Origin of the sequence: Methylocystis sp. L43, assembly GCF_015709525.1 — a bacterium.
In the GTDB taxonomy this organism is placed as follows: domain Bacteria; phylum Pseudomonadota; class Alphaproteobacteria; order Rhizobiales; family Beijerinckiaceae; genus Methylocystis.
Genome location: NZ_JADNRA010000019.1, coordinates 40,785 through 57,382, shown reverse-complemented (window position 1 = coordinate 57,382; position 16,598 = coordinate 40,785). Strand labels below are relative to the sequence as shown.

At 62.6% G+C, this 16,598-nt stretch carries 17 protein-coding genes; all 17 read right to left on the bottom strand.

Annotated elements, in window-relative coordinates:
• Positions 1-215 precede the first annotated feature (215 nt).
• The 17 genes from IYX23_RS04055 to IYX23_RS03975 all read right to left on the bottom strand — a co-directional run bounded on the left by IYX23_RS04055 (position 216) and on the right by IYX23_RS03975 (position 16,594).
• A complete protein-coding gene (locus IYX23_RS04055; RefSeq protein WP_246716454.1) occupies positions 216-1,811 on the bottom strand; it encodes a hybrid sensor histidine kinase/response regulator in 1,596 nt (531 codons plus the stop codon).
• Positions 1,811-3,295 carry an ATPase domain-containing protein gene (locus IYX23_RS20605; RefSeq protein WP_348643623.1) on the bottom strand — a complete coding sequence of 495 codons (1,485 nt, stop codon included), beginning with the start codon at positions 3,293-3,295 and terminating at the stop codon, positions 1,811-1,813. The genes IYX23_RS04055 and IYX23_RS20605 overlap by 1 nt, the downstream gene beginning before the upstream one ends.
• 490 nt (positions 3,296-3,785) lie before the next feature.
• Complete coding sequence (locus tag IYX23_RS04045; protein ID WP_196393237.1) at positions 3,786-4,535, bottom strand: DNA adenine methylase; 750 nt, start codon at positions 4,533-4,535, stop codon at positions 3,786-3,788.
• Between the two features lie 201 nt (positions 4,536-4,736).
• Entirely contained in the window at positions 4,737-5,753 is a 1,017-nt protein-coding gene (locus IYX23_RS04040) for a contractile injection system protein, VgrG/Pvc8 family (RefSeq protein WP_196393236.1), read from the bottom strand.
• 9 nt (positions 5,754-5,762) lie between these two features.
• On the bottom strand, positions 5,763-5,969 hold the full coding sequence (locus IYX23_RS04035; protein ID WP_196393235.1) for a tail protein X: 207 nt from the start codon (positions 5,967-5,969) through the stop codon (positions 5,763-5,765).
• On the bottom strand, positions 5,966-6,382 hold the full coding sequence (locus tag IYX23_RS04030) for a phage tail protein (protein WP_210330614.1): 417 nt from the start codon (positions 6,380-6,382) through the stop codon (positions 5,966-5,968). The genes IYX23_RS04035 and IYX23_RS04030 overlap by 4 nt, the downstream gene beginning before the upstream one ends.
• Positions 6,382-8,574 (bottom strand): phage tail tape measure protein, encoded by a 2,193-nt coding sequence (locus IYX23_RS04025; protein ID WP_196393233.1) that lies wholly within the window; start codon positions 8,572-8,574, stop codon positions 6,382-6,384. The genes IYX23_RS04030 and IYX23_RS04025 overlap by 1 nt, the downstream gene beginning before the upstream one ends.
• A gap of 60 nt (positions 8,575-8,634) precedes the next feature.
• A complete protein-coding gene (locus tag IYX23_RS04020; protein ID WP_154451532.1) occupies positions 8,635-8,778 on the bottom strand; it encodes a hypothetical protein in 144 nt (47 codons plus the stop codon).
• A 44-nt stretch (positions 8,779-8,822) separates the two neighbouring features.
• Complete coding sequence (locus tag IYX23_RS04015; protein ID WP_196393232.1) at positions 8,823-9,266, bottom strand: hypothetical protein; 444 nt, start codon at positions 9,264-9,266, stop codon at positions 8,823-8,825.
• Entirely contained in the window at positions 9,263-9,793 is a 531-nt protein-coding gene (locus IYX23_RS04010; RefSeq protein ID WP_124739763.1) for a phage major tail tube protein, read from the bottom strand. Before IYX23_RS04010 ends, IYX23_RS04015 begins: the two co-directional genes overlap by 4 nt.
• A gap of 24 nt (positions 9,794-9,817) precedes the next feature.
• A complete protein-coding gene (locus IYX23_RS04005; protein ID WP_196393231.1) occupies positions 9,818-11,092 on the bottom strand; it encodes a hypothetical protein in 1,275 nt (424 codons plus the stop codon).
• A 112-nt stretch (positions 11,093-11,204) separates the two neighbouring features.
• Positions 11,205-12,893, bottom strand: coding sequence for a hypothetical protein (locus IYX23_RS04000; protein ID WP_196393230.1), 1,689 nt, complete (start codon positions 12,891-12,893; stop codon positions 11,205-11,207).
• Position 12,894: 1 nt separating this feature from the next.
• Positions 12,895-13,377, bottom strand: a complete 483-nt coding sequence (locus IYX23_RS03995) for a hypothetical protein (RefSeq protein WP_196393229.1) — start codon at positions 13,375-13,377, stop codon at positions 12,895-12,897.
• Positions 13,374-14,702 (bottom strand): collagen-like protein, encoded by a 1,329-nt coding sequence (locus IYX23_RS03990; RefSeq protein ID WP_246716468.1) that lies wholly within the window; start codon positions 14,700-14,702, stop codon positions 13,374-13,376. Before IYX23_RS03990 ends, IYX23_RS03995 begins: the two co-directional genes overlap by 4 nt.
• The gene (locus IYX23_RS03985; protein WP_196393228.1) at positions 14,690-15,187 is read right to left on the bottom strand and encodes a DUF4376 domain-containing protein; all 498 of its coding nucleotides are present in this window, start codon (positions 15,185-15,187) and stop codon (positions 14,690-14,692) included. Before IYX23_RS03985 ends, IYX23_RS03990 begins: the two co-directional genes overlap by 13 nt.
• Positions 15,184-16,413 carry a hypothetical protein gene (locus tag IYX23_RS03980; RefSeq protein ID WP_196393227.1) on the bottom strand — a complete coding sequence of 410 codons (1,230 nt, stop codon included), beginning with the start codon at positions 16,411-16,413 and terminating at the stop codon, positions 15,184-15,186. The genes IYX23_RS03985 and IYX23_RS03980 overlap by 4 nt, the downstream gene beginning before the upstream one ends.
• Positions 16,391-16,594: a hypothetical protein gene (locus tag IYX23_RS03975; RefSeq protein WP_196393226.1), complete on the bottom strand. Its 204-nt coding sequence runs from the start codon at positions 16,592-16,594 to the stop codon at positions 16,391-16,393. Before IYX23_RS03975 ends, IYX23_RS03980 begins: the two co-directional genes overlap by 23 nt.
• Positions 16,595-16,598 lie beyond the last annotated feature (4 nt).

The following is a 16,598-nucleotide window of genomic DNA, read 5'->3' as shown; positions in this document are numbered from 1 at the left end:
CGTGGTGACGCAAGCCCCCTGATGTAGCGCGACAAAACAAATGGCCTCCGGCGACAGATCGGATGGCCGCGCCCTAAAGCGCGGCTGAGGCCATCTCATGGGCGGTGCCGGCTTGACTGGCGGCTTAGGTGGCTATCCCACTATGGTTGAGGTAACTCTAGGCTGCCGCCCAACGTCGCGGCCAGCCCTGGCGATGATCGGATCGACGCCGTGTATCACGCGCCATCTGCTTTGGCTGGCGACTCCGAAGCGAACAGCTTTTCCAGTTCTGAGATCTTGATCGGTTTGACGAAATGCCGGTCAAAGCCGGCTTCGGCGCTTCGCTCAAGGTAATCGGCCTGGCCCCAACCCGACAGCGCGGCGACGAATAGCGACTCTCCGCCGGGAAGCTGTCTGATCCTCCGCACCGTTTCGTAACCATCCATCCCGGGCATGCCGAGATCGACAAAGATGACGCGGGGCTGAAATTTCGGGATGACCTCCAGCGCCTCGGCGCCGCCAGTAACGACCCGCACCTCCATCCCGAAGGAGGCGATCAACTCGCCAGTGAGCTTGCCGACAAGCTGATCGTCATCGACGACCAGCACCTTGGTCGGGGACGCGCGCCGCTCCCCTGTATCTGGCGCAGCTTCTTGCGCGGGTTCGACATTCGCCGCAACCGGCGCTTCGCTCAACGGAAGCCGGACGATGAACTCGCTGCCCATGCCCGCGCCGCCGCTTCGGGCTTCAATTGTGCCTCCGTGCAACATGACAAGGCTGCGGGCGAGCGATAGTCCGACCCCAATCCCGCCCTGAGCCCGCCCGAGATTGCGGTCGACCTGCGCGAAGATCTCGAAAACGCGATCTAGCATGTCGGGCGGAATTCCGACGCCAGCATCCTTAATCGCGACGACCGCGTAACCGCCATCCTGCGCCACCGTCACATCGATGGCGCCAGTCTCCGCCGTGTATTTGGCGGCGTTGTTGAGGATGTTGGCAAACACCTGACCGAGACGAACGGGATCGCCGTCGATGAAAAGCTGCGTCGGGGGCGCAAAAAGCTGTTTGCGATGTTTCCCGGCCTGAAGTTTGTCGGCTCCATGTTCGAACACTTCGCGCACGAGCGAGACTAGATCCAGGCGCTCCTTCTGAAGCTCTATCTTGCCGCGGGTGATGCGCGAGACGTCGAGGAGTTCTTCGATAATACGAGTGAGGTGTTGAGTTTGCCTCTCGATCGCCGATAGCATATCGTCATCGCCGCCGGCTGAGCGCCGCTTGATGTGAATCGCCGCGCAAATCACCGCTAGAGGATTGCGCAACTCGTGGGCTAACACGGCGAGGAACTCGTCCTTGCGGCGATCGGCGGTCTGCAGCGCGTCCAGCGCATCGCGAATGGCGTATTGTAGTCGACGGGCTTCAATTGCGTTCTTGAGCGCGCTGATCAGCGAGCGCTTTTGCACAGGGCGTTCGATGAAGCCAATACTAGGGCGCTTTTCGATGGTTCGTAGTAACGCCCAATCCCTTTGAGCGTGGCCGCGGGCGAGAAGGAACATGATGGGCAACTGTGACCACGCCGGTTCAGGACCGAACAGGTCACGCCAGATCACAGCGCGACCACGCGGTAACGCCTCCTCCGCCATAAGAACGCAGCCCGCGCCTTTCGCGATCTCCCGGCGTAGCTCTTCTTCGTTGCTGCAAATGCAGTTGGAAAGACCGCTACGATTGAGCGCGTCTTCGGCGAGGGCGGCGTCGCGTCCCGTCGGCGTCAAAATCAGAACCCGCAGGCTATCCTCGGCTCTCGGGACGAGCTTCGCTGCGCTACTCTCCGCCATCATTGAATCGGAACGATGGACTCAGGATGATACACAGGCGTCCCCGTCAGGACGCTTGTAAAGCCTGTAAGCGGCTCGCTGACGTCGACGCCCCCCGCGCTCATCGTCAGTTTCCGGATCGTGTGCTCATGTTGGCCGCTGCGCTTTTTGACGATCGAAAAGGCCTTGTGCAGCGCGCCGTCAAGCTCGAAAAAACGAAGCAGGAACACATTGTCCGCCAGGAAGCTGAAGTCCATAGGCGAAGAGAGCTCCGTTCCGAAAATGCCGTGCTGGGTTAGCGTCATGATGGTTACAATCTGACGACGGCTCAGAAAGGAGAGCAACTCCCTGATGTGAAGGATAACACTCGGTTCTTCCATCGCGGATTGCAGATAGCCGTTCAGCGTGTCGATCACGACGAGCTTCACGCCCTGCTTCTCGACTCGATCCATGACCAGGTCGGCGATCTCGCCGACGCTCAGTTCGGCCGGATCAAGATGCCTGAGTTCAATGCGGCCGGCTTCGACTTCAGCGCGTATGTCGAAGCCCAAGCCCTCGCTGCGGGCGATATAGCTGTCCTCGTTTTCGTCGAACAGCAAAACCGCGCATTTCTCGCCGCGTTTGGCCGCGGCCATCGCGTAGACCGCTGATAGCGTTGATTTTCCAACGCCTGCAGGCCCCATGATGAGCGTGTTAGAACCGCGGGGAAGCCCACCTCCGACAAGCGCGTCAATTTCTGAATTGCCGGAGTCGAGCGCCGGTGACGCCACGACGGCCGAAAAACTGTGTGCGACGAGGCGAGGGTGCACGGTCAGCCCTCCAGCGGCGATCGTTACATCGTTCGAGCCGCTCACATAGCTGCAGCCGCGCAGTTTGCTCACGCGCAATGCGCGTCGGTCGGCACCGTAAGAAGACTGCTTTTGCCGCAATTCAATGATGCCGTCAGACAAAGTTTTGCTGCGAAGATCCTTTTCCGTCATCGACACTTCATCCAGCATCACCGTCGTGCAGTCGCGCGCCGCCATGAAGTCGCGAATACGTTTCAGTTGGCGCCGATGGAAGGCCGCCGTCGGCGCTAAAACGCGCAGACTCGAGATTGTATCGAGCACAAGCAGTTTCGGCTTCAACCGCTCGACTTCGAAAAAAAGATGGTCGAACGTCTCGCCGATCTCGACTTCCGCCTCCGGGAAGATCGTGTAATCGAGCCCTTCTTCCGCGCTGGATGGCTCGGCCAGGCCCGTGATATTAACTCCGTCGAGACTCCACCCGTGCGATGCGGCGATCGACCGCAACTGATGCGGCGACTCGGCGCTCGTCGCCAGCAGACAGCTTTCACCTGCGCGAACCGCCTGGATCAGCAACTGAAGCGCCACGGTCGTTTTGCCGCTGCCGGGCGGGCCTTCGAGAAGAATGAGAGAGCCGCGCGGAAGACCGCCGTGAAGAACGCTGTCGAGCCCCGGAACGCCTGTCGCAAAACGCGGGGTTTTCTCTATCGGCACAGACACTGTGGCGCTCTCCACAATCTAACCAGCTAACGCATGGCCAATATCCCAAAATGTTCCTCTATATCTATGCTAGCCGGCAGCCTTCCGCTAGGGAGGCCCTATGCCATGGCTGTGCCGCTTGCAGGATGGACGCAGAGAGCGCCATTGAACCGCCCCTCACCGGGCCGTATTTTCTCCTGCTGCGAACGAGGTTCTCGTAACGGACCTTATCCCTCGGTTTACACTTGCGTATAAGCCTCGATCTCACTTCCCGGCCTCATACTCTCGCCAGCTGCGTGATTTCACCTTGGCTCGGGACTTCCTGCCCATACTTCATCAGCTAAACGCTACGATCTCGTCCGTCTTCAATTCAGCCTCCGTCCCAAGGAGAATGTATCCGCGTAAGGGGACAGCGCTCGGCCACCCGGAATTTTGTTAGGTTTAAACTTAGAAGCTAAGAGCGTTGAAACAGAAGGCAAGCGTTCCGCAACGCTCAAAATAGGCCAATACCTCACAACCGACTCACGATAATTTCGGCGGCGCGCTTCGCGCCCGATCCGCCGGCGGCAGTGTAGGTCAGCTCAGCCCGTTCGATCCTGCCGCCCGTCTCCCGGTAGATGGCGCGCGTCTCCTTGCTGTCGTTCATGGTCAGTACAAAGCGCCCTTTTATTCCCCTTAAAAGCGCCGCCAAGGCCTCGTGATCGGCGCGGGGGAAGGCCGCCCGGTAGTAGCCCTCGGTCCCGTAATAGGGCGGGTCGACATAGAACAAGGTCTCCGGCCGATCCCAGCGCGCGATGAACTCGCGCCAATCAAGACAGTCGATCGTCACGCCGCCAAGCCGCTCATGGACCGCTTCCAGCACGCCGCCGAGCCTATTGAGATCGAAGCGCGCCGGCCCATGCGTGTCCATGCCGAAACTCTTGCTCCGTACCTTTCCCCCGAAAGTGAGTTTCTGCAGATAGAGAAACCGTGCCGCGCGCTCCAGATCGGTGAGAAGCTCCGGCGGTTGCGCGGCCAGACGCTCGAAGTCGGCGCGGCTCGCGACCTGCCATTTGAGGGCGTCATTGATCGCCTCGGCGCGCGCCGCCTGCCGGCGGCGCAGAAAGACGCCGCCCATACCGACAAAGGGCTCCGCGTAGACCCTGTGCGGCGTCGCCTCGATAAGGGCACAGAGGCGCTTCGCCAGCTGCTTTTTCCCGCCAATCCAGCCGGCTGCCGGCGAGACGGGAGCAACGTCGCGCCATTCGCATAAATCGTCCATTCTTCGTTAATCCCGAGTCCGCATCTTCCCCGTGTCGTCGACGACGGCGGCGGGGAGCGTTATCGATTCGGTGCGCTGCGCGGGATCTTGCTGCCACGCTGTGACCCGCGTCCGGGGCAACCCGGCCCCGCTACGAACTCTACATTGGCGGGCGTCCCCGGCTTGTGCCACGCGAACAACCCAGGGCTGTTGCTCGCTCGCTCACGCCTTCTTCCCTTTCTCGTCGTCGCCCGCCTTCACATGCACCGTGGTCACGAAGCCGCCGGTCGCATCCCAGATCTTTTCGACGGTCTCGGCCTTCCAGCGGCCGTCGAGCGGCTTGCCGAAGCCTGAGACGTTAACGATCGCCTCGGCATGGGCGTGCGGCAGGCCGGGGCCGTCGAAGTGCCCCGAGCCGGTGTCGTTTCCCATTTCATAGGCTTCCGACTCGGCCGCCTTCTTCGCCTCGTCCTCGCTGCGAAACGGGTGCGGCAGGGCGTGCAGCGGTCCTTTACGGCCGGTCTTGTGTTTCGCGACCTTCCGCTTGCCCGCCTTTTCGTCGTGCCAGCTGGCGGCGACGTCGCCCACCTCTGGGCGCGGTTCGATCTCGATCTCGTAGGCAAAGCCTTTGCGCCGTATGATCTCGATCGGCGTGAGGTTCTTGCCAGAGGCGCTCTTGCCGGCGCCGCGCTTCACCGCGATCAGCTTGCCGCCCGTGGGCTTGCAGATCGCGCCCACCTCCTCGGAGAGCTCGGTCGCAAAATCGATATGCGACTGGTTCCAGCGTAGCCGGTAGGGCACTTTGATCTTGGCGACGTCCGAGTCGACCTCGGCTTGGAGCCCGGCCTGTTTGGCGACGTCCTCGATGATGTCGCCATAGGTCTTGTCGTCGTAATGTTTCGAGGCGTGAGCTTTCAGCTTGTCGACATAGTCGGCCGCCCGCAGCACGATCGTGATCCGGTCTCCCTCTTCCGGATCGCCGCTGCAGACGATTTTCTGCACGGTGTATTCGCCCTGCATCACCGGGCCTTCGTCCTCCCACCCGCCGAGGATCGTGAATTTCTCGCCGCGGCCAGGAAGGCCGGATTTCGAGGGCGGGCCAACGCAGATGATTTCGGCTTCGTCGCTCTCGTCGCCGGCCTGCTCAGTCACCTTGCAGGACAGCCAAAGGCCCGAGAGACCGGGAAGAATATTTCGTCCCGAGCTGTTGTTGATGATGAGGATCGGCTTGCGCCACATGGGGAGAGATCAGTCCCAGGGATTGATGTTGGGGATGGTCGGCTTTTCCGGCGTCGGCGGGATTTCGACGACGCGCGGCGCGACGACGAAAGAGCCTTCTTTGGCGAGGCCTGGATTGGCGTCGAGCAGCGCCTCCATGGCGCCGTCCAGCTCCGATCCCATCTGCTCCCTGGCGAGGATGTCGAGCCGCACAGGCTCGATGATCAGGCGTTTCAAAACCCGCCTCCCGCATGCTCGCCGATGAAGAGCAATTCGATGGTGAATTCCCAGCGCCAGCCGACGCCGCCGGGCGCGATGCGGCGTTCCTCGCGCGAAACGGTCTGGACCGCGACGAGCCCCTGATAGCCGCCGACCATCCCGCTCATCCGGATGTAGGGAACCGGCTCGCGCGCCTTGCAGTGGCGTTTCAGCGACTGGAAATTGTCGAGACCGCCGAAAATATGCGGACGACAGGCAAGATGGAGGGTCTCGATATGGTCGCCGCCCGACGCCGGCTGGTAATAGGGATCGCTGTCGAAGACGGGGTGACGCGCCCAGTTGGCTTCCATGATCTCGCCGAAACCGAGCGGCGTGATGCCGATCACGTCGACGATTGCGGAGCCGATGAGAGCGATCGGTTGCGACATCATCAACCTATGTCATGCAGGGCGTTGTCGCGCGCGCTGCGGATGCGGCGATCGAGCGCGGCAAGCTGGCGACGCATGGCGCCAGCGTCCTTGACGCCGTGGAAATGCGCGGTTCCGATTTGAATGGGGCCGCCGCGTCCGAGCCGCGACTGCTTTCCCGGCGTCGCTGGCGCGCTTCCGCCGCCTGTCGAGCCGCCGCCGCCGCGAGGCGCGCCTGTCAATGTGGGATTGACGCGCGTTCCTGATGTCGGCGCGCCAAAGTTCTGCAGCGCGCGCATGGCGCTGGCCGTCTCTTGCGCTTTTTGCTTGAGGACTTCCATCTGTGCGATAGCGCCGGCGCCGTCGACGTTCGGCCTTACCGTTACATTCAGCTTTTGCAGCGCGTCATAGAGATCGTTGGCCTTGGCGACGCTCTCAGCCGCCGCCTGATTGATTTGCCGCGCGTCGATATGAGGCGTAGCGCCCTCGATTTGCGAGATCATCGGCGCGGGCGCCTTGACCGGGCGATCGAGGCGAAGTCGCCGTTCATAGGCCGCAAGCGACTCGCCAGTGCCGGTTCTGGCGCGCTCCTGCGCCTCGATTCTCGCGCGCAGATCCGGATCATTGACCACGCGCCTGGCTTCCGCCGCCGACAACATTTCTTTGCCGGCCTTGGAAAGTATCCTGTCGGCTTCCGCAGCGCGCTCCCAGCGCTCCGCCGCCGCCTGCCATTTCTCGGAAGCGTCGCCGATGGGCTTCAGCGACCAACGCATCAGCCCGTCGCCGATTTCGGAAACCAACGCCTTTAGGCGATTAAGGCGGTTAGCGGTCGTGTCGAGATCAATCTTGAGATTCTGGTCGAGCGAGCCCTTCCATGAGCCGCTGGCGAGCATCTCAAGGTTCTTGCGGATTTCGGGCAGCGCCTGGCCGCTACGCGCCGCCTCGTCCCACCATTCCTGTCCGAAGATTTTCACGGCCGCTGAAGCTTTTTCGGAGCTTTTCTCCAAACGGTCCAGCACGTCGAGGATCGTCTTCGTCGCGTCGTTCTTCATGCCCTGCTCGACCTGCTTCAGGGTCAAGCCGATCATCTTGTAGCCTTCTGCGGCCTGTTTCGCGCCGCGGCCGCCTGACGCCGCCGTGCGCATTTTCGACGAAAAGGCATTCCAAAAGCGCGCGGCAACCTCTTCCTGCATACCGATCGAATTGAGCGCCGTCGTCACCGCAAGCGACGTGTCGAGCGGAACACTGGCCGCTTTCGCGGCGCCGGCCGCACGCTGAAACATCTCAACGATGTCCCTCTCGGCGGAGGCCGAGGAGTCGCCGAGAGCGTTCACTTTGTCCGCAAATTCTTCAAGCTGTGGAATGGTCCACTGTGTCTGCGCTTTGATTTTCGCGAGACGCTCCGACGCCTCTTTCGGCGCGACGTCCCATCCCGTCGCCGCCTTAGCGGCGAGTCTCATGAATGCGCCCAGGTCCTTGTAGGCAATTCCCGCCTGCCCAGCCATGGCGGTCAGCGCCGCCGTATCGGTCCGCGCCATGCCCATTTCGCGCGATACCTTGTTGATCGCGCGCTCGACATCGAGCCAGCTCTCGCCTTGATCGAGCGTGACCTTCTTCTTCACGTCGGCCATCGCCTTTTCGAAGTCGATCGCCTGTTTGGTTCCATAGGCCATCGCGGCGCCGACCGTTGCGACGGTTCCGCCCACAGCCGCGCCAGCGGCGACCGCCGTTCCGGCCCCGACGAGATAGCCGGCTCCAGGAGAGACGTGCGAGGCGGCTTCCGCGAAGCCTTCTTTCAGCGCGGCCTTTCGCTTGGCCATGGCGCCGCCAAGCGCGCCGGCCGCGAGAACGCTTCCTCCGCCCGAAGCGGCTGCGCCGAGCCGGACCTTTCGATCGGCCGCGCCCAGCGCGTTCGTTGATTTGGCCAGCCGATCGACCGCGGCGCGCGTGCGATCAATGCCGCTCGCGCCCGTTCCGATCGCGCGCAACCCGGTCGCGGTCTTGCCGGCGGACTTGGCGCTCTTGTCGAGCGCGCCGCCGAGCTTCACGCTCGCATGCCACGCTTTGTTGAGATCGCCGCCGAAGCGGCCTGTCGCGCGCCCGGAGAGCCTCGATGCGCTCTTGCTGAAGTCGGCAAGACTCTTCGCCGCCGCCCTCAGCTTTCCTTCGCCATCGGTGAGGAATTTGAGCCTTACGGCGACGTCGAGATCGGCCATGATTTTAGCTCCTGCGTCGCTCGCTCTGCGCTGCCGCAGCCGCTCGCGCCGGTTCCCGCCTCACATCAATTTCGTCATCAGCTCGTTGAGCAGCCTGATCTGCGCGCCGGCGCCGTCCTCATCCTCGATCTGCTGTCCCTCGAAGACGTTGCGGATCACTTCGTCGAGCGGCATGCGCAACACGCGGCTCCAGGGCTCGTTCATGAAGCGGCACGCTAGGAGGCCGATGCGCCGCAGATCGGACCAGTCTACGGAGAGGCGCGATCCTCCTCGGTCAGGGGCAAGAAAGGGAGGCAGGCCTTTGTGACGCGATCGGCGTCGGTAGCCTCCATGCCGCGGATCACGGGCGCCGACAGTGCGGTCATCGCCGCAAACAGGTCGATTGACGTGACCTCGCGGCCCGCTTTCTGCGCCTCTTCGTTGACGCGGAGCGCTTCGGCGAAGATGAGCCGGCGGATCGAGACTTTCCGCAGCCATTCTCCCTTCCAGCGGAAGGGATGGTTCAGCGGAACCTCCTCAATCATGCCCGCCGGATCTTCGAATTCAAGGATGGCGACTTCCGCTTGCGGCTGCGACGGGCCGGCCGGAGCGCTCGCTTCCCTCACCTCGCCCTCGGCGCCATCGGGAGGGAGCGGCACTTGCGCAAAATCGGCTTTCACGGCGCTTTCAACGCCACTTTTGGCATCGTTCACAGCGCTGTCCCTCCATTGATCGCGAGATTGGCCGCCATGTCTGCGAAGAGCGCGGCTCCGCCGATGACGGTCGCGCCCGGCCCCATGAATTGATCGAAGCGATGCACCACGACGGCGTCGACGATGTCCTCGTAGTAGACGATGCTGGAGAACTCATATTCGGTCATCGACGATTTGACGCCCTTGCGGACATCCGCCTTCACCGAGTTCAAGAGGCCTTTCATCGTGATGATGCGGCCCTTGTTGGCGCCAGTCCGGAAAGAGCGCAGATTTTCGTAGTAAGTGGCGGTGACATAATCGCCGGGCTGTTTGCCGCAGAGCCCGCGAATGCGCGGATCGTCGCTCTTGAGTTTGATCGTCGCCTTCAGCGGCTGCATGTCCTCGGGCCAAGCGACGCCCATCATGTGGCCACCCGGCGTGAAATCCTCGGTCTGAAACGTCAGCTCCGGCAGCGTCACTTCGTCGAGCACGCGCCAAACATTGAGCTGGGCGAAATACCAGTTGCAGCCGCGAACGATGTTGTCCATCTGTCAATCCTTTTCGCGCGCGGTCTAAAGAGTTCCCGACACGTTGTATTGCGCCATCGCCGCTTGAATTTCAGAGGCGAGAATGTCGAAGCTCTGCTCGCGCCGGCCGGTGTAGAGCTGCAGATCGACAAGCGCCGGGCTCTCTTCCCAATAGGCGTTGAAGACGAGGCCGCCGACGCGCAGCACCGCGTTCGAGTTCTGATCGCGATCCCAGATCACGTCGAAGCCGGGCAGGATCGCCGGCTCGGGGAGCGACGCCAATTCGCCAAGGAAGTCCATCACCGACTGGCGCAGCGTGACGACGAGATTGGTCCCGATATTCTGGCCGAGATAGCGAACGAGCGTGCGCGGAATGACCTCGCGGATCGCCTTGCGCGTGCGCACGACATTGATCAGCCGCCACAGCGGATCGTTGGACGTCGTGAAGAAGCCCCAGAACATCTTGCCCTGCGGCGAATTCACGCTGCGCGAGGTGCGGTTTTTTTCCAGCTGCACGATCGTGTTGACGCCGCGCTGCAGGAGCCAGTTATGCTCGCTGTCCGGGTCGGTGTAATTACACTCGACGGCGCGCGAAGGCCCGAGAATGCCGAGCGGCTGATTGCCGGGATTGTAGTAAGGCCCGCCCATCTGCTTGTCGGTCTTCGCCATCAGCGCGGCGATATAGGGGGCGCTCGCGCGGGTGACCGGCACGCCGCCCTCGGAGACGCGCACGCCCTGGCCGCAGCAGATGACGTTGAGCGTTTCGGCCCAGTCCGCCGCCCATTCGGCTGCCACGGTCTTATCGGCCGAAGGCGTGTCGGCGATCGCCAGCGGCGTGATCAGGCGCTCGCAGATGGCGTCGAAGGCCGCGATGATCGGATTGGCGGCGTCGCCCGGCCGCAGATGCGCGAAGTCGGGCGCGATCAGGAGATCGGGCACGACGCCGGTCTCGCCCTGCGCCGCCATCATCGCCCAGGCGCCGGTCTTGGCGACGGAGTCGCCAACCATCTTCGTCATCTTCTGATCGGCGGTGTCGCCGACCAGAATGTCGGGCACGCAGGCGACGATCGAAGCGACGATGCCGGAGTAGTTGCAGGCCTCGATAAGTTGCTTGAGCGTGCCGGTGCCGGCCGCCGTGACCATCTCCGTGTCGCTCGTCGTGAAATGGACAGGCGTATCGACGGGGAATTTCGAGCGGTCGATGCCCGTTCCCGGCGTGAAGACGCCGCCAATCGTCGACATGTCGGCGATGAGAAAAGGAACCTTGTCGGCCCGGTTGAGGAACGTCCTCACGCCGACATTGGGGGTGGTCGCAGGCATTCAAAACCTCGCTTGCAAAACCTCGCTTGACGCCCGATCAAACGCGCCGCACCCTACGAGGGCTCGCCGTCGTATTTGGCCACGAAATTTTTCATGAGGAGAAAGACGTCGCCTAGTCGCCCTGGACGGTGATCATCTCGGCGTCTTGCCAAATGATCCCTTCTCGCCAGATTTGCGGGCGCGCCCAAACCCAAGTTTGAGAAACGCGCGCATAGCCCTCGCGAATGCAAAGGAAGATGCGCGGCCACACCCACTCCGCGTCCCCCGCGTTCAGAACGAAGCCGCTGAAATATTGGGTCTGGGCTGGTGGGTAGCCGAGCGTCGCGAAGCCTGTCTCGTAAGTGGTCTCATGCTTCGCCCAATCGGCGGCGATGACCCAGTCGTAATCCTCGATCTGCAGGATATCGAAGGCAGGATGCGCCCAATGCGCGACGGGTAGATTGACGATCTTTAGCATGGGTCGCGAAAACACCTGCGGCGTGAAGACGAGGACCGTCGTCTTGACCGTCGGCTGGAGCGCTTTGACGGCGTCAAGGATGTAGAGCGTCGACTCGCCCAGCTTGTCACCGAGCCAATGCACGAAGGCGCTCTGCGCCGGCGCGCTGAAGTCTGAAGATGTGCTTTCCAAAAAAGGTGTAGGAACGGGTAAGCCAGTCTCGGCCGTATAGGCTGAGATAGTCTCAGGATCATAGAAACACGGCCCCCCATCGACAACATACGCGTTGTCCCACCACCAGGGCTCGCCGATCTGAAAATACGCCTCGCCGCCGAGCGCGACGACTCGCCAGACCAGATAATCGGCGCATGCCACGATATAGTCGAGCGCATCACGGTGGCAGGGAGAGATGAATTCCGACGGCGGGTTCCAGCCAGACCTTCCCGCATTGCCCAGATGATCGAGCTGCCGCCAGGCGAGCGGCATCAGATAATGGATGATCTCATAGGAGATCGACACCACGATCTTCTCGAAGCCGTTGGCGACGAGGTTGACGACGAGATCGTCCCACCATGCTCGGGCCGCCGAATTGATGACCGGCTTATCAATGTCGACGATGAAGCGCTCTTCGCTCTCCGACCAGGCGACGGCGTGATGGTGCGAGAGCCCGAGATAAACATTATACCAGCCGCGGTAGCCGAGATCATGAGCGGCGTCGACGATGCGCTTTGGCGCGAGATGATAGGAGTCGTCATAGCCGTCGGTCATGCCGAGCTTGTGCGGCGCGACGCCGGCGCGCCATTTGAAGAGATCAGGGCCTTCGACGCTGATGTTGATCATGGAGAAATGGGCGACGACCTCTTCGGCGAGCGGCGTCAGAACCGGCGGATCGGCCGGGAGTTCGTAATCCTCTGGGATGAGCGAGAGAAACATCCGCTTGACGCTTGTCCAGTCGACAGGCTCCGTCCCTTCCCAGCCGCCGCCGACCTGCGAGAACTCCAACCGGATATGTCCGGACATTCCGTCTGCGGCCATGTCCGTCGCATAGGCCGCCGGCAGCACATAGCTCACCGATCCGTCGAGGTGTTCGACCGTGAAGCTCGGCGGGCGTTCAGAGAGCATGGAGGCGACGCCAGCCATCTCGAAATCAAATTCGAGAACTGCGACGCTGAAATCGTGGGCGCTCTCATAGCGGCACAGCGGATGCGAGATCGTGTCGTCGCATTCCCAGATCAGTCCCACGAGGTCATTGGTGGAGCGAAAGATCAGAGCGACCGTCAGCGCGTCCTGCGCGGGAGTCGTCAGCGCCGCCGACGCCTCGACGTTCGAATTAACGGTCCAATATTCTGGCTGAAAGCGACGCATGTCAGACGCGGGTTCCGGCGAGCGCGCCGAAGATGCCTGAGATCACGTCGAGGCTCGCCTGCGTGACGAGCTGCAGAATGTCTCCCGTCTCGAACAGCAGACTCTCGCCGTCGCTGGTCGAGATCGTCGCGATTGTTTCACTGGCGGCGAAATCGATTGCGCCAACCTCGTCGCCGTTTTTGAGGATACGAAGCATGTAAGTTTCGTGCGGGGCGACGAGGCAGCGAAACTGCGATCCCGCAAAATTTGCAGGGAACGCCACGCCGACGACAAAGACTTCGCCAAGCACCAGCGAACTCGGCGACGGGATGCCAGGGTAGGTCAGCCGGATCAAATGCGGATCCGGGGTATCATAGGCCTTTAGCGAGTCGAGGATGTCGAAGAGCGTCTCGCGCAGGATCGGCGACGGATCGATCGAGGCGCCATGCGCAAGCAGATGCGCGTCGATGTCCGCCTTTATTTGCGCAATCGATTTCGCCGTCATTTCTTCCGGCCGAAAATGTGGATTTTGCCCGTCGCCAGATTGCCGTTGTCGACAAAGAACTTCATGCCGGTGACTGGGTCCGTCGTCGTGTTTCTCGACGCAGATACGTCGACAACCGCGCTTTGCCCGCTGTCGGAATAATCGCCAAAGCCCGTCTGTCCAACGATACGCTTCACATTCGCCATTTCGGCAGGATTGAAGAAGCGAAGAAAGCCGCTTAGCCCTACGCCCCCGCTGTTTTTCAACCGCGGACTCGTCGCGCCGGAGAGGTCGATATACGCCGTCTGATGCGAGGCGATCGAGCCGGCCGCATTCGTCAAGCGCGCCAGGCTGGAATAGCCGTCGATCATCCAATAGCCGCCGATCTGCAGCTCCAGCTTCAGATTAGCGCCATCGGTCGCCGGAACGAGATTTTCGAGAACGATCTCATAGTCGTCGAAGTCGGCAGTGAAGTGAGTCGTATCGGCGAGCTGCGCGACATCCGCCGCGGTCAATGTCGCAAGATGGATCCATGGTCCCGCGGGCAGAGTTGCGGCTTCGCCGGCCGGCCCCTGCGGTCCGGCAGGGCCGACGTCGCCTTGCGCTCCCTGCGGGCCAGCAGGACCGACGTCGCCTTGTGGCCCCTGAGGACCAGCGGGACCGACCTCGCCGTGCGGACCTTGCGGACCTTCTGGGCCAAGAGGCCCGACTTCGCCCTGCGGACCTTGCGGGCCAGAAGGACCGACGGGGCCTTGCGGACCCTGTGGACCCAGCGGGCCAGAAGGACCGACGAGACCTTGCGGACCTTCCGGGCCGGCAGGACCGACTGCGCCTTGCGGCCCCTGCGGCCCAGGAGGACCGTCCGGCGGGCCTGGCAGTCCGCGCTCGACCACGCTCAACACGGTCGCGGCGTCGCCGCCGGAAAGATCCACGATCGGCTGCCATGAGGCGAGATCGTCATAGTCGGGCGGCGGCTCTTGCAGATCGACCCGCGTGACGCCGCGCCTGAAGTTGAAGACGAACTGTCCGAGATTCTTGGAAAGGCCGTCGTCGACATAAACGAGATCGGCGAAATAGCTATCGGTCAGACCGGCGATGAGCTGCGGCGGCGCAAGCATGGCGAGGACCGCCTTCCTGGCCGGCGCGTCATAGGCGATGACGCGCAGATTGCCGATCTCGCTGGAAAAGACGAAGGCGGGCTCGCCTGCTGTGATCGCCCTGCGCCGCAGCTCCATCCTCCATTCGCCGGCTGGCGGCATGGTGTAGCCCGGCATGCGCACAATGAAGCTGCGGGAAATCGCCTCGTTGTTGGAGAGGTAGATGCGCCTCATACTCACAACGGCCATCCCCCTTCGATATCGATTGTCGCGAGCGCCTGTTCGTTCGGCGCCGCCTGGATCTCTTCAGCGAGCGCCGCCTCGCGGTTGAAGCACGTCTGCACATGTGTACGGACGGCCTGCGCGATCGCGATGATCTGATCGCGATCGAGCGTCACGAAGCCGCCGTCGGCGATCTTCCACTGGATCGAATAGCTGGCGTCGAGCGTCGCCGCGAGACATGCGCCAACGAGTTTCGCCTGAGATCTGTCATCCGTCGCGACAGGGGAACCATCGACGCTGATGCCGCCTGTCTCCGCGCGCCAGCGGCGATCCCCGAGCGCCTTCAGCGCCGCTGCTTTGAGTTCGACCAGTGTGTTCGCGGGAGCGGGCGTGTTTCCGAGCGCCGCCCAAGCCTGATATTCGGCCCATTCGGCCTCCATTTCAGGGCCGATGATCCTGCAGTCGGAGTCGCGCACGACGGCGACCGTCTCGCGGCGCGCCGAATAGGTCATTTCTTCCTCCCGCGAATGTGAACGGCGCCGTCGGCAAGATTGCCGCTGCTCGCGTAAACCTGAAAGCCGGTGACCCCGAATCCACCGTTCCAACGACCGCTCGTGATGATGACGGCCGGGGTCATCGACACCTCGTAGAAGGAAAAGACGCCGGAGACGCGGGGGAGCTTGTTGGCGCTGTTGACGTTGTAGAGTCGCAACGAACCGCACAGTCCGTCGGACGCGGCGTTGGTCATCCTGGCGCCCGCCGACAGATTGATTTGCCACGTGTCAGAGCCGCCCGCGTAGCCGATGGAATTCTGCTCCATGTATACGGCGTCGTAATTCGTGCTTCGGAAGGAACCGCCACTGTGCAGCTGCAATCCGAGCCCGACCGCCGAACCGGAGGACGGCTTCAGGCCGACGAACTCGATCTCATATTCGTCGTAGGCGCTGGTGAAGCTGCTCGTGTCCTGTAGCGCGCCGCTGTTGCTCGCGGTGAGCGTGGCGAGATGCACCCACGCGCCGGCCGGCAGATCGGCGGGATTGACCGCGCTCTGCGTCGCGAGCGAGCCGAGCCCCAGATTTGTCCGCGCCTGAGTTTTTTCGCCGGCGCTGAGCGCTTGCGCCGCATCGAAGCGCAGGCGCGCGGCGAGAGCGGCGGTCACGGTCGACGCGAAATTGGCGTCGTCGCCGAGCGCGGCGGCAAGCTCGTCCAAAGTGTCGAGCGCGCCGGGCGAGGAATTGACCAGCGCCGCGATCTCCCTCTTCACGAAGGCGGTGTTCGCCAGCTTGGCCGAATTGTCGCCGGCGGGCGGAGTCGGCGCGGTGGGAGAGTCAAGAAAGTTGGGCGAGACGCGCGGCGCCAGGAGTGCAACAGCGGCAATGAGATTGGCGACCGCTGAGGCTGACGCCTTGGCGTTCATCTCCGCGTCGCTCACGAACCGCGCGGCGGGCGATGTTTCGATCATCGCCGTCGGCACGCCGTCATTGACCAGCGCGTCGAGCAGCGCCGCGATGGCCGCGGCGTCCGCCTGCGCCTGCGCGGCGGTCGGGCCTATCTCGTTCTGCACGGCGACGATCGCCTGACCGACGCCTAAATTGATCAGCGCTTGAAATGAGGCTTCGAGCGCTTCCCGCTCGCGGAGCCGCTGGCCTATCGACGTCATCGCCGCGTCCCACGACGCCTTGGTCAACGCCATGTTGGACGGAGCGGCGTAGTCGTTATCTGGGGTTGGCAGAGACAATGGCGTCTGTCCCTTCTTCGGTGACGATGGCGTTGAGCGTCGCGCCGGTCATCTGATGGCCGCCGAGCGGCTTGATGCGCGCACGGCCGACCATCACAGTGCGGCTGAGCCGCACGTCGTAGAGCGCCTCCGGGTCATAAGGGCCGGATGAAGTCGCGTCGCCATGCGGATGCTGCGCCATTTGA

Excerpts from the sequence above, each read along its gene's own strand:
- IYX23_RS04020 (WP_154451532.1), bottom strand. The coding sequence starts at position 8,778 with ATGAACGAGCCCTGGAGCCGCGTGTTGCGCATGCCGCTCGACGAAGTG.
- IYX23_RS04010 (WP_124739763.1), bottom strand. The coding sequence starts at position 9,793 with ATGGACAACATCGTTCGCGGCTGCAACTGGTATTTCGCCCAGCTCAAT.
- IYX23_RS04030 (WP_210330614.1), bottom strand. The coding sequence starts at position 6,382 with ATGATGTCGCAACCGATCGCTCTCATCGGCTCCGCAATCGTCGACGTG.
- IYX23_RS04025 (WP_196393233.1), bottom strand. The coding sequence starts at position 8,574 with ATGGCCGATCTCGACGTCGCCGTAAGGCTCAAATTCCTCACCGATGGC.
- IYX23_RS04000 (WP_196393230.1), bottom strand. The coding sequence starts at position 12,893 with ATGCGTCGCTTTCAGCCAGAATATTGGACCGTTAATTCGAACGTCGAG.
- IYX23_RS03995 (WP_196393229.1), bottom strand. The coding sequence starts at position 13,377 with ATGACGGCGAAATCGATTGCGCAAATAAAGGCGGACATCGACGCGCAT.
- IYX23_RS04040 (WP_196393236.1), bottom strand. The coding sequence starts at position 5,753 with ATGTGGCGCAAGCCGATCCTCATCATCAACAACAGCTCGGGACGAAAT.
- IYX23_RS03985 (WP_196393228.1), bottom strand. The coding sequence starts at position 15,187 with ATGACCTATTCGGCGCGCCGCGAGACGGTCGCCGTCGTGCGCGACTCC.
- IYX23_RS04045 (WP_196393237.1), bottom strand. The coding sequence starts at position 4,535 with ATGGACGATTTATGCGAATGGCGCGACGTTGCTCCCGTCTCGCCGGCA.
- IYX23_RS04005 (WP_196393231.1), bottom strand. The coding sequence starts at position 11,092 with ATGCCTGCGACCACCCCCAATGTCGGCGTGAGGACGTTCCTCAACCGG.
- IYX23_RS04055 (WP_246716454.1), bottom strand. The coding sequence starts at position 1,811 with ATGGCGGAGAGTAGCGCAGCGAAGCTCGTCCCGAGAGCCGAGGATAGC.
- IYX23_RS03975 (WP_196393226.1), bottom strand. The coding sequence starts at position 16,594 with ATGGCGCAGCATCCGCATGGCGACGCGACTTCATCCGGCCCTTATGAC.
- IYX23_RS03990 (WP_246716468.1), bottom strand. The coding sequence starts at position 14,702 with ATGGCCGTTGTGAGTATGAGGCGCATCTACCTCTCCAACAACGAGGCG.